A 14748-nucleotide genomic window follows, 5' to 3' on the forward strand; every position below is an offset into this window, starting at 1 on the left:
AAGGGAACGTCTCCAAGTATCTCGCGCCTCTGCCATCATTATTGGAAACGATCTTGTCGTGCTTGCGTTTGTCGCCTGCGATCTACACTTCGTTGGCTGATAATTCGGTTTTGACAACTTAAATTTGCTCGAAACGAGAGCATAACGGGGGTTGGCGGTGAATTGACCGCCCGCTGGAGCTACTCGAACGGCATAACAATACTGGCTGTTCGAGCCACATTGATTACCTGGACTGAGAGAACGGGTATAAGTTGGCGAGTCAGGCGCAGTAGTTAAGACAGTCCACCCTTGACTTGATTGATACTCTTGAGCTTGGAAAATGGCATTGGTCGTCCCGCCAGGCGCATCCGGCGCGGCTCCTCTGTGTAGAGTGAATTGAGTGCTAGTAATATTCGAAGCATAGGATGAAGAGAAACCTAGCGGCGAATCATTCCCAGACAAGTGGCGTGGGCCTGGGGTTGAAGTATTACCTGGCACAGGCATGAGCGCTGGCGGTGTACTATTCTCAGGGTACTGGGCCCCACCGCTTTGGAGAGTTGCGTCATGCATGAGAGTAGCATTAGCAGCAAGCGGGGCATACCAAGGGTTCCACCAGTTGCCTATAAGTTGACGTATCGGAATAGCAGCGCCACTGATTAAACTGCCAAGGTTAGGAAGCCCGCTGATGTAACCTGTTCGTGCTTCGAAATGAAGATGTATTCCAGTTGAATTTCCAGTATTACCTGCATGAGCAATGAGCTCCCCCTGCACGACAGTAGTTGTCCCAAGATGTGTAGTATCCACTGCCACATCATTGCGCAAATGCGCGAAAAAGCTAAAAGTGTTCGTCGATGGATGTTTCAGAACTAAAACCCTTCCGAATCCCAAATTAGCATTCGGATCATTCTCATTCGTCACATTGTAGTAATCCCATATAATTCCGTCTGCTGGTGCTAAAATATCAAAAGAACCATTGGGTGAAGTGTAATCAATAGCTTCTCCAGAAACAGCCCCAGTATGCTCTCCTTCTCCAGGGCCATTGCTAATCAGCATAGGGCCACTAAAAGGTAAACGCCAAGAACTTGCATGAGGAATTGGGCTTGGTGTAGGCCCAGTAGTTACAGTTGGCAACACCTGCGCCAACGCCTTTCCTATATTTTGCCTCGTATCCCAAAGAAAACTTTGCAACACCCCAAGGAGTATTCCAACAGACAAGATCATAAATATAGATTTGCGATTTTTCGTCATGCGGTATTACTCCTATAACATGTTGTGCTAAGTTATTGAGGTATAGTGAAACTCTCGATAAGACGATCAACAACATCAAGGTAGGGAGAGTTAAGCTCATTGACATGAATTTCATAGACCTGATTGCCATCGGTGAGATAGATAAAAAGAAATCCTGTGCCGACAACCGCCTTTTGTTTTCGCTGAACAATCTGATATCCATTGGGCAAAGTTTTAGTGTCTTGAGATATCAACCATTCAGCAGGCACGGTATGTTTCGGGTCATTAAGATATGTTTCAAATGAACCGTAGGCTACAATGTCTTCTCTTGGTCCAATCCAAATATTGAGAAAACTTAGGCTGTACTTCGGAGGCGCGCCAGGTGAAACGTTGTGAACAATGGTCGTGACACCATCGTTCTCAACAAACCAGTTAGCTGGATAGTCAAATGTATAGCCATAAATTGGATCTTTATAAGTCACCCACCCGTCAGACGGAGCAAGAATTTGCCCCTCAGGGACAAGTGTTTCAACAGGAACATTAGTGTTTGCTTGTGGCGATTCAGCGGCCTGTGTCAACAAGACGATTTGCTCTTCCGATGGTGTCTCATAAATCGGCTTCTCATCATTACAACATGACGGCATATTGGCAAACTCCGCCGCCACAGTGAGATCGGGTGGGATGAGAGTAGGCCAGCTATCTTGCCCCTGCACCACTCCTGGTTGTGTAGAAATAAGCAATAGCCAAAATCCAGCAAAAGCCAGCACTATTGCCCCTGTTATCAAGCCAACTGACTTCAATTTTTTAGCAGACATATGAGCCTCCCGGAGCGGCAAAAATGACCGTTCATGTAAACGATTGTACTTCCCCTTTTTACCCTTGCAAGTGTCACGAAATTACGAGACGAGATGTAAAGCAGAAGTGTAGTAAAATCTCCAGCGGGCCAGTGGCGAAATGGCAGACGCCGGGGACTTTAACAATTTGAGCACCTGGGGCGAAATCTCCAGGTGAATGGAGTCAAAATCGGCGAAACCTGCTGATGGCAATGCCGAGCGAAGCTATTTTGACTTCTTGTTCTTGCCACGATAAGTGGTGGTAAGAGCATGACAGTTGGGACAAAGCATAGTCAGGTTATCCAAAGAGTTGTCCTGAGGATTACCATTTTTATGCTCCAGTTCCAGGGGAATTGGCTGATCCTTCCAATGTGTCAATCCACAGCTATAGCATTTGTGCTCGAAAATGCCTGTTCTGAGAAGCCGGAGCTTTAGCTTGTAGGTTTGGATAGGGCGCTTGTTGTTCAAATAATCCTCAATTGGCAATTGGGGGCCGCGAACAACGCCTTTATTCCAAGGTTGACCCGTCCAATGGGAAGTGTCAAGAGCTAGCTCTTTGATTCGTCGTTTGAGCGCCGCGTAATTCCCGCCCGCCTCCTTAAGTCCTAACATACTCAATGCCTGGCGGTGAGAATGCGCTCGTCGAATAGCATCAATGAACTGCTTATCGGTGTATTTTCTTGTTCGAGCCATATTCCTCCAAAGCAGAACGTGTAGAGACTAGACGGCTCCTACCTGACTGGCGTTGCGCTAAAAGGTAAAGGCATAGTCCAGACCACAAACTACTTTAACGGTAGGTAGCGAAAGCTATAGTGGTATGAAAATCCTCTGCTCGAAAGAGCGTGTGGGTTCGACTCCCACCTGGCCCACACCCCCACCCTGCCCCTCCCCTGCCGAAACGACATCGGCAGGGGAGGGTGTCATTTCACCGCCTCCTGCAAATCTCCAAAACTCGTCATCCACGACAGCGTATCCAAAAATGCTTTGATTGACTGGCTGCGGTCGCGAAGCTGGCGCACTGCCGGGCCAACCGGGTCGCGTCCGCCTGCGCCCAAGCCGATGTTGTACGCGCCATAAAATGCAAAGTAGGCCTGGTTCAGTTTACGGATGCGATACCCGTGATCCAGGAACACCTGCCGCCGCGCCTCCATGTAAGCCTCGGCCTCCGCAATCTTTCCCGCCGCCAACAACTCATCCACTTTCACCCGTGTCTCGTGCATCTGCAAATTGAAATCGAAGCGGTTGGGGTCTGGAGTCGGAGTCGGTGCTGGCGCAAGGGTCGGGGCCACCGTGGGCACCGGGGGTGGCGGGACTCGTTCGGGATAGTAACGGGCGATCACCTGCTGGCCGATCTCCTGCCCGGCCAGGGTGGCCGCCACTTCGTTCATCGTCCGCAATTCGGGCGAACCTTCGTAGTTGATGCCCAGCGGGCGCAGGGTGAGGTAATTGTGTGTCCACTCGTGCGCGCCGACTTCGAGGGTGTAATTCAGGTTCGACGTTTCGTAGATCATCGTCGGGTACGTGCCCAGCCCGCCGAGCGGCACGACCAGGGCCGAGACGTTTAGCTCGGTTTCAATCTTTTCCTCAAGCGCCACTTCATCTTCAGCCGTGAGGCCTGGCTCGATGTTGGCGTACGATTGCAACTCGATGCGATCGCGCGGCGAGACGACGAGGAAGCCGGGGAGCGCGGTGATGTGGAAAGAAACGGGCGGCACGATCTGGCCGCCGACGGCGAACCCCTCCTCGGCCAGCACCGCCGCGATTTGCTCTTGAAGCACGGCTTCGGCAATTGGCTGAATCTCATTCATGCAGGCGCGAATCTCGGCCAACTCTGCGTTGAGGCCGGCGCTGGCGCTTGCCGGGTCCGCCTGGTTTGGATCGGCGAAGATGTCGTCAATCTCGCGATTAAGTTTGAGGCTTTGGTCGAGCAGGTCGAAATAGTCCAGCACAATTTGCTTGCGCTGGTCGGTGTCCAGGTAGCTCTGCTCAGTCGAAAGAGTTTGCGCCGCCTTGAAGCCGAGCGCCTCCAGCGTCCAGCCCACAAAATCGAATTGCAGAGCGCCGACGCGAACCGAGACTTGAACATTGATGTCGGTCAACACCGGCGCGTCGCGCCCGATGAGGAAGAGGAGGACGGTGATGGCGAAGGCGCGCCGAAAGGCGAGGGAGAAGGTGCGACGAAAGAAATTAACCGGCATTGGCTATCATTGCGCGGCCAGATTTAGAAATAACAGCAACCCCAGCACACCCGCGCCCAACATGACGACGGCCACGGCGGCTTTGTCCTTCCAACGATATAAAACGATCAGAGCGACGCTAAAAATAAGGAAGGCAGTGAAGCTGGTGATAGCCGTCCGACCGAGTTCCAGGGTGGTGGCCGTGATCAGGCCCACCACCCCGGCGGTGACGCCGTCGAGGAAGGCGTGGGCGGCCTGGTTCTCCACCAACCGTTCGACGTAATTGTGGCCGACGAGGGTGAAGGCAAAGGCTGGCAGAAAAATGCCGAGCGTAATGACCAATGCGCCCGGCAGGCCGCCGCCGAGGTAGCCGATGAAGGTGGCGAAGATGATGAGGGGCGCAGGCAGAACGCCGGAGAGCGCCAGCCCGTCGAGAAACTGCCGGTCGGTGAGCCAGCCGCCGACGACGACGGCATCGTTTCGCAAAAATGGAATGGATGTGTATGCGCCGCCAAAGGTGAGCAGGCCGCCGCGCAGGCCGGAGAGGAAAAGGGCCGGGAGCGAAGGCCGGGTAACGATGATAAAGCCGGGCGCCCCGGCGGCGCTCGGCCCCGGCAGACCCAGCAACAACCATTCAAATAATGACAAAGCTAATAACAGCGCCCCGGCCCCGACGGCGGCCCAAGTCCAGCCGCGTTTGATCAAAAAATACATCAACCCGGCCAGCGTCAGCGAGAAGAAGAAGTTTGCGCCCATCAACTCGGCGATGGCAACCAGGATGGCAATGCTCCAAAGCCAGCGATCCGTGAGGGCGCGCGCGCCAATTCGGTGAACAGCGCGGGCGATGAGAGCGGCCACGGCCGGTTGAAAGCCGGCGAAGACGGCGGCGAAGAACGGCGAGGTGAGGCCGACAGTGACATAGAACAAAGAGAGAGCGAGAATGGCGACGAAGCCGGGAAGCATGAAGCCCAGACCGGCCAGCAGGCCGCCGAACCGCCCGCCAGCCAACATGCCAAAGTAGACGCACAGCTCGGTGGCCTCCGGGCCGGGCAGAACCTGATAGACGGCCAGCACGCGATTGAAACGCTCGCCGGTGATCCACTTTTCTTCTTCGACAAGCTCATGGCGGATCATGGCGATTTGCGCCACCGGCCCGCCCCAGGCCAGCAGGCCAAAGCGAAGAAAACGCTGGAAGAGGCGCAGAGGAGATTCAACGGGGCGGCCTTCAACGGTCATGCCGCCTCAGTTCCCCAGCCCCAGCGCGTGCAGGGCGTCGCACGTCGGGCAACCGCCGTCTTTGCGGACGATGGCGTAACCGGCATGCGGGTCGGCGCCGTAAGCATAGAAGTCCACGTTCCACACAATGATCATTTCGACAAGCGGGTTGCTCAGACCGATCTGGGCCGCAATGGCGTGCCACTCGCCTTGATCCTGCAAGGTGTTGTCTTTGGCCCAGGCGAAATCGGGAGCTACGCTTTCCAGCGGGTCGAGGCCGTCGTCAGTGAGGTAGCCCAGTTCGGTGATGCAGACCGGGCGCGTGTTTTGGGTCAGGTCGCCGTAATACTTTAGGATACGGGGCAGGAACCAGAAGGCGGCGTCGCCGGTGAGGGTGTTGTCGGTGTTCAGCGGCGCGCTGATGCCGATATTGTAATGCACGCCGATGCAATCGGTATACAGCAAGCCGCCATAGCGCACAAACTCGGTGGTGAAATCGGTTTCCGTCCAAAAGTGCGCCGTCTTTAGACTCTTGCTCACCAGCGTAGCGGCGTTAGCGGCGCTGATGACCAGCGTGTTCGGGTTGGCGGCTTTGATGGCCGGGTAGCTGGCCTTGAGAAGCTTGATGTAGGTGACCGGGCTGATCTTTCCGGCAGGCCAATCGCGGCTGAGGTTCGGCTCGTTCCAAACTTCAATCGCGTCCGCGCCGGCGGCGGCCAGGCCGGCCACGTACTGAGCGTACTGCGAATGATAAGCGGCATCTTCCACCAGAACCGGCGAACCAATCACCGTGAGCAAAACTTTGAAGCCGGCATCGTGTCCGCGTTTGATCTTATCCAGTCCATCAACGTCGCCTTCGTTGATCTGCCACTTCACCCAGCCCATCCCGGCCCAGTGCATCTTGTCGGGGGCAACGAAGCCGAGCACCTGCCCGCCAAACAAAAAGCCCGACCGGCCTCTGGCCGGGGGATAGATTACGGGCGGCGGCGGCGGCAAGGTGGGCGGTATGAATAACTCGCCGCCGGGCGTGGGCGTGACGATGAAGTGAAAGACGCTTTCGAGGGTGGGCGTGGCTTCGAGGGTGGGCGTGGAGGTGATGACGACGATATTCGGGCCGGGCGAGGCGGGCGCGGGCCGGTTGGCGATGTTGAACAGCCACAACAAGATGACCGCCGCCGCGGCCCCGGCCAGCCACAACAACCATTCGCCAATTTTAGGAAAGCGGGGATTGGACATGAGGTGTAGTAAAATTAGCGCCAATCATCTGATTGCCGGAGTTCAACGTGACCACCTATTCTTCACTCAACGCCCGAATTGCCAAACGCACCCAGGAGTTGACGCGCTCACTGGCCCAACTCAAAGAGAATCCTCGCGTGCGCGACATTCGTGTCATTGTGCCGCCCGAAGCCTGCCCGGTTTGCCAGGAAGTGGCCGGCACGTACACCAAAGAGACTGCGCCGGCCCTGCCGCCCGAAGGTTGCTCGTGCGCGCGCGGCAGTGAGGCGTTTTATCAACCAATGTTGAATGAGATTTATCCGTAAGACGACAGACGATGGACAATGGACGACAGAATGTCGTTCATCAAATGTCGTTCTCCAACGATTGCTCTTTGAAAGCCATCCTGCCCCTCTTTCACCTGTCGTCTTTCGTCCGTCGTCCGTCGTCCTTTTCCAGCAACTTCCTCGCCAACGCCAGCGCCTCATCGCGTGAGGCCACTTCGCCCGCCGCCTGAGCCTCCAGCACGGCCTCCAGCACTTCGCCTACGCGCTTGCCCTGCGGCACGCCCAGCAGTTCAACCACATCATTGCCGTTAATCAGCGGCGTAGGCCGCACGACTTGCTCCGGTTGCGCGAAATAGGCGTCCAGCAGAGTCACCACCGTGTTCACGCGGGTGGCCCACTCATCGCGCTCCAGGTCGGGGCCGCGTGTGCCGAGCAGGTCGGCCAGCGTCAGCAAGCACACGTCTACGCCTGCCGGGCCGGTTGCCTTGAAGAAACGATAGGCCGCGCGCGGGGTGAGGGCTTCGCCGCTGGACAGCCACACAGGCCGCATGTGATGAAAAACAATGGCCCCCATCCTTTCCACTTCGTCACCCGACAACCGCAGGGCAACCGCCTTTTCCTTCGCCACTTTAGCCCCGGCCTCTTCATGGCCGATAAAACGAATCCGGCCTGTGCCGGCCTCAACGGTTCGCGTTTGTGGTTTGGCAATGTCGTGCAAGAGAGCCGCAAAGAACAGCAGGCTACGAACCGAACGGCCCGCGCTCACCTCTTGTTCAATGTGATCGGAAATAGGGTGGCGGTAGCGCCCCGCCCTGGCGGCGGCGTAACCGAGAGCGTACTCAGAGGCGGCGTCCACGTCGTGAACACGTCCCAGGACAAACAATAAAGCATCGAGTCGATCCACAACCGCCAACGTATGATCCCAAACGTCATAAACGTGCGGCGCGGATTGCGTCACGCCTTTGAGGGTTGCGGTTTCGGGAATGATGTGTTGCAGAAGACCCAGCGCATCGAGAGCGCGCAGGGAGGCCGCCGGTTTGCGGCCACCGAGCATCTTCATGAACTCGTCGCGAATGCGCTCCGCCGAGACTCGCGGCAGAAGTTGCGCCGCCTGCCGGGCCGCCTCGCGCGTGGCGCGCTCCAGCCGGAAGTCCAGCTGGGCGGCCAGGCGAACCGCCCGCAGAGTCCGAACCGGATCGGCGGTGAAACCTTCGGGGCGGCAGAGGCGAAGCACTTTGGCCTTGAGGTCGGTTTGGCCGCCCATCGGGTCAATGAGCGTTTCGGGCGGAGTCAAGCTGACGGCCAGAGCATTGACAGTGAAGTCGCGCCCGGCCAGGTCGGCATTAATGTCGTCGCCGCGCAGGCCGGCAAAGTCGAGGAAGAATTGTTCGCCGTCCTCGTTCAGCACCACGCGCCCGGTTCCGCGCTCGGCGTCGAGCGGAAAGAACGCGCCGCCCAGCTTGTTGGCAACCTGGCGGGCCAGCGCCAGGCCGTCGCCCTGCACGGCAAAGTCCAGGTCGTGAATGTCGCGCCGCAGAAGCGCATCACGCACCGAGCCGCCCACCAGCCAGACACGAGACGGATCAGGCAAAGCCTGACGCGCGCGATCAAAAGCAGGCGGCAGAGCCAGCGGCGGCGATTGATCGGTTGGCAGATAGATCACTTGCGCGGGTTCCTTGAGGCGCGAGAGTTTGGCCGCCGCCTGCGCGTCGTCGGCGGTGAGGCCACGGCCGGCCACGCCCGCCCCGGTGACGGCCACCCATGACGGGTCGTTGCGTGAGCGTCGGGCGTTGGCTGGCATGGCGGCCTCCCGGTCGTTATCCTTTGGCGACTCCGATGAACGGCAGGTTGCGCCAGTATTCGTCCAGGTCGAGGCCGTAGCCGAAGACGAACTTGTTGGGGATTTCGAAGCCGCGATAATGAATGGGGACGACGACTTCGCGGCGTTCGGCTTTGTCGAGGAGCGAGCAGACTTTGAGCGATTTGGGTGAGCGGGTTTGCAAAAGTTCGAGGACGGCGGCGATGGTGTGGCCGGTGTCCACGATGTCTTCGACGAGGATGACGTGGCGGTTGGCCACCGATAGATTCAAGTCCATGTCAATCCGCACCTGGCCGCTGGACTGGCGCGCCCCGACTCCGTAGGACGAGACGGCCATGAAGTCCATAGCCACCGGCACGGTGATGTGCCGGATGAGGTCGCTGAGAAACATCACGCCGCCTTTGAGGATGCAGATCAGGAGAAGTTCTTCTCCGGCATAGTCATTGCTGATTTCCGCGCCCAGTTCGGCAATGCGCTTTTGAATCTTGTCGGCAGAAATGAGGGTTTCGAGGAGACGGTCTTCGTAAGTCATAACCAATTTCAAACTTCAAAATCCAAATCCAAAAATCACTATGCCATCTTTGAAGTTTGGGATTTTGGAATTCGGGATTTTCCCTATCTTGGCACTTCGTGGTGCTCACGACAGCGCGCTTCGTAAGCCTCACTGCCGCCCACCTGCACCACCGGGTCGTTGTAGTTGGCCGGTCGGTTGTCAATCAGGCGCTGGGTGCGAGAGGCGGGCAGGCCGCAGACCACGCAGATCGCCTGTAGCTTGTCCACCGTTTCAGCCTGAGCCAGGATCAAAGGCATGGGGCCGAACGGCTCGCCGCGAAAATCCATATCCAGCCCGGCGACGATGACGCGCACGCCGCGGGCCGCCAACTGCTGGCAGATGTCGGAGATGTGCCAGTCGAAGAACTGGGCTTCGTCCACGGCCACTACCGTTGTGTCAAGTTCGATGAGGGGCAGAAGGTCTTCAGCTTTAGCAACCGGTGTAGCGGCAAATTCGCTGCCGGCGTGCGAGGTGACTTTTTCCAGCGCGTAACGGTTGTCTATGCCGGGCTTGAAGACTTGCACTTTTTGTTTGGCGATTCGGGCGCGGCGCAGGCGGCGGATGAGTTCGTCCGTCTTGCCGCTGAACATGGAGCCGGTGATGACTTCGATGGAGCCTGTGAGATGTCGCATGATTAGATTATAAATGAAAAGGGCAGATGCTGAGTTTGGCACCTGCCCTTTGACTGTGTTCCGGGTTGAGCGATTAGGCCTCGGCAGTTTCCGCCGGAGCTTCTTCGGTGGCCGCCGACTCGGGCAAGTCAAAGCCGCGAGCGCGTAGGCGCTTCTTGGCGTCAGCCAGACTCTTGCGGCCAAAGCCTTCCACGGCCAGAATAGCCTCATCGCCTTCGCGAATCTTGTCGAGCAGTTGACCGAGGGTGGTGATCTCGGCGCGGGCCAGCGCGGCTTCAGCGCGCGCGCCCAGGTTCAAGTCGGCAACGGTAACTTCGGGCGAGGTGCGGGCCGCCTTGCGGGCCTCTTCCTGTTGCTTGTGTTGGGCGCGGGCGTCAAGCTTCTTGATGAAGCGATCCACCTGGCCTTCAGTGTCCACGATGCGCTGTTCGCCGGTGAAGAACGGGTGGCAGTTGTAGCACACGTCGGTGTGAATCACTTCGCGAGTCGAGCCGGTCGTCCAGGTGTTGCCGCACGAGCAGATGACCTTCGCGTTGGGGAAATACTTGGGGTGAATACCCTCTTTCATGCTGAACCTTTCCGGGTTGAACGAAGCTACGCCGTCTCAGTTTGGGAGACGGGCTCAACGTTGACCCGCTTTTGCCCAGTGGGCAGAGTTTCAAACTTCACCTTGCCGTCAATCACGGCGAAGATGGTGTAATCGCGGCCCACCATCACCCCCAGGCCGGGCTTGATGTGCGTGCCATGCTGGCGGACGATGATGTTGCCCGAGCGAACGAACTCGCCGCCGAAGCGCTTCACGCCGAGCCGTTGGGCATTAGAGTCGCGACCGTTCTTGCTGGAACCAGCGCCTTTTTTATGTGCCATGTCTTTACCCTACAATCTTTTCAACTTTGAGCCGCGTGTAATTCTGGCGGTGGCCGCCGCGTTTGCGCTGGCGCTCTTTGGGTTTGTATTTGAAGATGCGGATCTTCTCGCCCCGGAAGTGCTCGACCACGGTGGCCTGCACTTTGGCTCCGGCGACGGTGGGGGCGCCGACTTGCACCTGGTCGCCGTCGGCCAGCAACAGCACCTCGAACTCCACACTGTCGCCCGCAGACTTGGGCAGGAGGTCTACTTCAAGCAGACCGCCCTCCTCGGCTCGTAGTTGTTTCGAGCCGCTTTGAACAATAGCGTACTTCATTTTGTAATTTTCTCCCTTCAACTTCGCCGCTTGTAGGCCACGCCTGGTTGCTCCAGTCAAAGGATATTTTTATCCTGCGCGCTTGCTGGCACCGGCTACAAAACGGGGAAGGTCAATTTGCGTAATGATGCCCCGGCAAACGAACACCGGGGCAACGGACTGAGATTATAACGGGCTTATGATAGACTGTCAAACAATTTGCCGACCTTCCAACCTTCGTGCTGGGCCAGTCTGGTAGCGACTCCATATCTGCCACAAATGGCTCAAAGACTGGCACGGGCGCAAGTTGAGCGCCGAGGATAATTCTCAAGGAGCAGGAAATAAGGGCGCTGGTTATTCACTGAAAAGCACATTGACACGCTCAGCCACAATGTGAATATCGGCGGCAGGTGAGCCAGTGAGCGTTGACGCTTCCACAGTGCCATCTTCGCGGTGAAAATGATGCGGGGCATTAGGCAAGTCGGGGTAATGCGGCGCGTTGTCCCAGCCTATAGTGCGCTCGTCACTCAAAATCACCGTGTATGAATATTGGCCAGTGCTTTCGCGATAATACAGGTCGAGGAAGTAACCGCGTTCCAACTCCACCCGAATTTTGGTGACCAGGTCGTGAGTGGAACGGATGTGAGGGCAGAGAGCTACAAGGATGTCGAGCGCTTCAGTAAGTTGATCAGCCATGCCAGGATGTTCTGCGTGAGTTGCGCCTGCGCCAGTTGGTCAACAGCGTTGCCCCATTCAATGGCATCCTCCCAGGCGGGGTGTTCCGGTGATTGGCGGGCGGCAAGGCGCTGATTCAATTCCGAGAGTGAACTGGCGTAGTGGCCCTCGAACCTGGCAATGATTTGGCGCAACAATTGCTCACGCGCTGTCAGCGCCGCGCTAAGTTTTTGCACCTTTTCCAGCGTGACTGATGGTGGGAGTGTTTGTGGGGAAATGACAAGCGTCACTGGCGAATCCTTTTTTCTGACTGACGAGCGCCCCCGCGGCGACTCGAACGCCGGCATCTACCTCCGGAGGGTAGCGCTCTATCCACTGAGCTACGGGGGCTAGTGGCGGTATTTTACCATAGAGACTCCCCTCTCCTGTCGCGGCGCACTTTCGCGACGGCGCGCAAGCGGGGGCTGGGGGTGAGGGCTACACCTGCCCACTCAACCCCATCACCTCACTCCGCAACTTTTCAATAATCGCCTGATTACCGCCCTCGTTGCCCATCCTGTGCAATTGATGCTTCTTGTAAGCCAGTTCGGTGCATTGCTGGTAAAAGCGGCGCGTTCGCCACCAGCGGCCCAGGCCGCCGCCCAACGACGAAAAGTTGGTGGCAATGCGCCCGCCAAACGAGCCAACCGTAGAGGCCTGCCCGGCAGTCAGCGTTCCCATCTCAACTTCTTCGGCCAGGTATTGTTTGATCCATTTTGATTCGTGATAGAGCGAAAACAGGGCGACGACGAGCACCCCGGCCACGCCGAACCAGTCGGCCAGAACCGCAAGTGGCAGGCCGATGATGCCAAACGTGACCAGGCCGTTGTGCAAACCGTGCGCGGCAATAGCCGCGCCCAGGCCGAGGAGCGGCAGGAGCAATTTGAGCAGAATGTTCTTCTGGTAGCGGGCCGCGGCAAAACCCAGGCCGGTGAGGCTGGTGAAGAAGGCGTGGTTGAGGCCGAAAAGAAACGCGCGCATGAAAATCAAACAGCCCAAACTACCCGGGTCTTCACTGCCGAAACTGACGAAGTAGAGAACATTCTCGATGGCGGCAAACCCGAACCCGGCCAGCGAACCGTAGATGATGCCGTCGAGCAGAGAATCAAATTCGTGATAGAAGAATATAAAAATCAACAGCACAGCCAGCGCCTTGACTCCTTCTTCGGTGACGGGAGCGATGATGCTCCCGCTGAATAGATCGTAGCCCAGCGTATGCTCGCCAAAGACAACCGTGGTCGGCGCTTCAAGGACGATTTGCGAGATCAGGGCGATGATGGCTGAGGGAATGAAACCCCAGATGAAGGCCGCCGCCAGCAGGTGAAGCGGCTCCTTCTCCCACCGGTCCAACCACCATAAGAAACCGGCGTAGATCAACATCGGCACGACACCCATGACGACTGAAATGAAGAGAATGATAAGGATGTTCATAAGTCTCAACTCCCAAGAATCAAATCCCAAAGAAACGCAGGTTGTCCTTCGCGAGACACTTGGCGTCTGCGAAGCCGTAAATCGAAAGGGAATTTGCGCTACTGACAAAGTAGACTTTATCGGAAATTGGCCAAAAGACCTGTCAGGCCTCAATAAACCATCTGGAATTTGCAGGCGTTGCACAAGACCTGACAGGTCTTGGCTTTATTCTTGATAGAGTCCAGTATACATCGGGAGAGAAAAGAACGCCGTGCTATTTCAGCTAATCTCCCGTTGAATCAAAAAGGCGCGGAAAAAGTTCCGCGCCCTGAAAGGCTGTTCGTCTCAAACCGATAAGTTGCTACTTCAATTTCACTTTACCGACGATGATGGTCTTGCCCAGCCGCAAAATTTCAATGTTGGGCGTTTTCTCTTTGTTCCATGCGGCTAGTTGAGAGACGGTCGTGTTGAATCGCAGAGACAGACTCCAGGCTGTGTCGCCGGTCTTGATAACGTACAAAATATCGCCGGTCTTCGGGTCAACCGCCGTGTCCGGGAAAGGGCTGACGCCGGGTTTGGTGGAAGCGCCGGTTGAAGTGGCGGGCTTGGTGCTCGTCGTGGAAGGCGCACTGCCTGTGCCCACGACCACTAGCGCCCCATCGTCCACATAAACATCATTATGCTGAATTGAATATATTGGCCGGGAATAAGTGAAGACCGTCACGGCGCTGCTGGCGGCAACGGCTTCAACCGTAAACTGGCTGAATACGTCATACGAGTCGCCGGCTTTGCCCCACACAATATTAGAGCTGAAAGGATCAGTGCCGCCAAACGGGTCAATGCCCACTCGCAAGTTCATTGACTGCTGGCCTTCGGAGATCAGCGACTCATTTTTGGGCGTAGACCAGGCCATCATGTAAGCCGAGAACTGCAAACGCTGGCCGGGTGTCACGCCGCTCACCCGCTGGTACATTCCTGCTTCGTGAATCGAATGGAAGGTGAAATACTTTTGGGCGTTGTTGCCCGAGCGAATGCGGTTGGCGTAAGGCGCGGCTTCACGCCACTCGGGGCGGTGCCAGGGGGCGCAAATCCGGGGCGAGGTGGGCAGGTCACAGCGCGAGGGAAATTCGGGCGCGCTGTCGGGTTGCCGCCACCAGCCAAACCAACCCTGCGGCACCTGAACTTCGTCAATCAGTGTGTTGGGCCGGTAAAGCGACAAGTCGGTCTGACAACATTGCTTGACGTAGGGACTCTCGAAGCCGGGGTTAACCAGCAGGTTGCCGGCGCTGGAGGCCGGCGCCGCCGACAGAGGGGCCACTGCCGCCATAACAATGACCGCCGCGACCATCAATAGACTCATTTTCATCCACGTTACTTTTTGCATTTTCTTCTCCTCTTTTCAAAAAAAAGCCGCCTAACAGTATTGGCGGCCCTGAGTGCCCCCACGGAGATTCGAACTCCGGTTTTGGCCTTGAGAGGGCCGCGTCCTGGTCCACTAGACGATGGGGGCGAACGACGCGAATTT

At 57.0% G+C, this 14748-nt stretch carries 17 protein-coding genes and 2 tRNA genes; 1 reads left to right on the forward strand and 18 read right to left on the reverse strand.

Going from position 1 to position 14748, the window contains the following annotated elements; genetic code table 11:
* From HYZ49_01915 to HYZ49_01940, 6 genes are all read right to left on the reverse strand, one after another.
* Positions 1 to 1227, reverse strand: a 1227-nt coding sequence (locus tag HYZ49_01915; GenBank protein MBI3241035.1) for a M23 family metallopeptidase, incomplete at its 3' end; no start/stop codon positions are given.
* A 32-nt stretch (positions 1228 to 1259) separates the two neighbouring features.
* Complete coding sequence (locus tag HYZ49_01920; GenBank protein MBI3241036.1) at positions 1260 to 2021, reverse strand: hypothetical protein; 762 nt, start codon at positions 2019 to 2021, stop codon at positions 1260 to 1262.
* A gap of 243 nt (positions 2022 to 2264) precedes the next feature.
* The gene (locus HYZ49_01925; GenBank protein MBI3241037.1) at positions 2265 to 2732 is read right to left on the reverse strand and encodes a hypothetical protein; all 468 of its coding nucleotides are present in this window, start codon (positions 2730 to 2732) and stop codon (positions 2265 to 2267) included.
* 227 nt (positions 2733 to 2959) lie between these two features.
* The gene (locus HYZ49_01930; GenBank protein ID MBI3241038.1) at positions 2960 to 4237 is read right to left on the reverse strand and encodes a hypothetical protein; all 1278 of its coding nucleotides are present in this window, start codon (positions 4235 to 4237) and stop codon (positions 2960 to 2962) included.
* A 6-nt stretch (positions 4238 to 4243) separates the two neighbouring features.
* Positions 4244 to 5452 (reverse strand): chromate efflux transporter, encoded by a 1209-nt coding sequence (gene chrA, locus HYZ49_01935; GenBank protein ID MBI3241039.1) that lies wholly within the window; start codon positions 5450 to 5452, stop codon positions 4244 to 4246.
* Between the two features lie 6 nt (positions 5453 to 5458).
* A complete protein-coding gene (locus HYZ49_01940) occupies positions 5459 to 6667 on the reverse strand; it encodes a hypothetical protein (GenBank protein ID MBI3241040.1) in 1209 nt (402 codons plus the stop codon).
* Positions 6668 to 6714: 47 nt separating this feature from the next.
* On the opposite strand from HYZ49_01940, the gene HYZ49_01945 reads away from it, so the two are divergent.
* A complete protein-coding gene (locus tag HYZ49_01945; GenBank protein MBI3241041.1) occupies positions 6715 to 6972 on the forward strand; it encodes a hypothetical protein in 258 nt (85 codons plus the stop codon).
* A 91-nt stretch (positions 6973 to 7063) separates the two neighbouring features.
* On the opposite strand, the gene HYZ49_01950 is transcribed toward HYZ49_01945, so the two are convergent.
* From HYZ49_01950 to HYZ49_02005, 12 genes are all read right to left on the reverse strand, one after another.
* On the reverse strand, positions 7064 to 8734 hold the full coding sequence (locus tag HYZ49_01950; GenBank protein ID MBI3241042.1) for an HD domain-containing protein: 1671 nt from the start codon (positions 8732 to 8734) through the stop codon (positions 7064 to 7066).
* A 16-nt stretch (positions 8735 to 8750) separates the two neighbouring features.
* Entirely contained in the window at positions 8751 to 9284 is a 534-nt protein-coding gene (gene hpt, locus HYZ49_01955; protein MBI3241043.1) for a hypoxanthine phosphoribosyltransferase, read from the reverse strand.
* Between the two features lie 83 nt (positions 9285 to 9367).
* The gene (locus tag HYZ49_01960; protein ID MBI3241044.1) at positions 9368 to 9937 is read right to left on the reverse strand and encodes a thymidine kinase; all 570 of its coding nucleotides are present in this window, start codon (positions 9935 to 9937) and stop codon (positions 9368 to 9370) included.
* Between the two features lie 73 nt (positions 9938 to 10010).
* Positions 10011 to 10505: a 50S ribosomal protein L31 gene (rpmE, locus tag HYZ49_01965; protein MBI3241045.1), complete on the reverse strand. Its 495-nt coding sequence runs from the start codon at positions 10503 to 10505 to the stop codon at positions 10011 to 10013.
* A gap of 26 nt (positions 10506 to 10531) precedes the next feature.
* Positions 10532 to 10804, reverse strand: coding sequence for a 50S ribosomal protein L27 (gene rpmA, locus HYZ49_01970; GenBank protein MBI3241046.1), 273 nt, complete (start codon positions 10802 to 10804; stop codon positions 10532 to 10534).
* 4 nt (positions 10805 to 10808) lie between these two features.
* Positions 10809 to 11120 carry a 50S ribosomal protein L21 gene (gene rplU, locus HYZ49_01975; protein MBI3241047.1) on the reverse strand — a complete coding sequence of 104 codons (312 nt, stop codon included), beginning with the start codon at positions 11118 to 11120 and terminating at the stop codon, positions 10809 to 10811.
* Positions 11121 to 11453: 333 nt separating this feature from the next.
* Positions 11454 to 11795 carry a hypothetical protein gene (locus HYZ49_01980; protein ID MBI3241048.1) on the reverse strand — a complete coding sequence of 114 codons (342 nt, stop codon included), beginning with the start codon at positions 11793 to 11795 and terminating at the stop codon, positions 11454 to 11456.
* On the reverse strand, positions 11756 to 12064 hold the full coding sequence (locus HYZ49_01985) for a hypothetical protein (protein MBI3241049.1): 309 nt from the start codon (positions 12062 to 12064) through the stop codon (positions 11756 to 11758). Before HYZ49_01985 ends, HYZ49_01980 begins: the two co-directional genes overlap by 40 nt.
* A gap of 28 nt (positions 12065 to 12092) precedes the next feature.
* Positions 12093 to 12164, reverse strand: a tRNA-Arg gene (locus HYZ49_01990).
* An 87-nt stretch (positions 12165 to 12251) separates the two neighbouring features.
* Positions 12252 to 13244 carry a PrsW family intramembrane metalloprotease gene (locus tag HYZ49_01995; protein MBI3241050.1) on the reverse strand — a complete coding sequence of 331 codons (993 nt, stop codon included), beginning with the start codon at positions 13242 to 13244 and terminating at the stop codon, positions 12252 to 12254.
* Between the two features lie 340 nt (positions 13245 to 13584).
* Positions 13585 to 14607, reverse strand: coding sequence for a LysM peptidoglycan-binding domain-containing protein (locus HYZ49_02000; protein MBI3241051.1), 1023 nt, complete (start codon positions 14605 to 14607; stop codon positions 13585 to 13587).
* A 53-nt stretch (positions 14608 to 14660) separates the two neighbouring features.
* Positions 14661 to 14733, reverse strand: a tRNA-Glu gene (locus tag HYZ49_02005).
* Positions 14734 to 14748: the final 15 nt, after the last annotated feature.

The sequence above is a fragment of the Chloroflexota bacterium genome (assembly GCA_016197225.1).
Taxonomy (GTDB): Bacteria; Chloroflexota; Anaerolineae; order Anaerolineales; family VGOW01; genus VGOW01.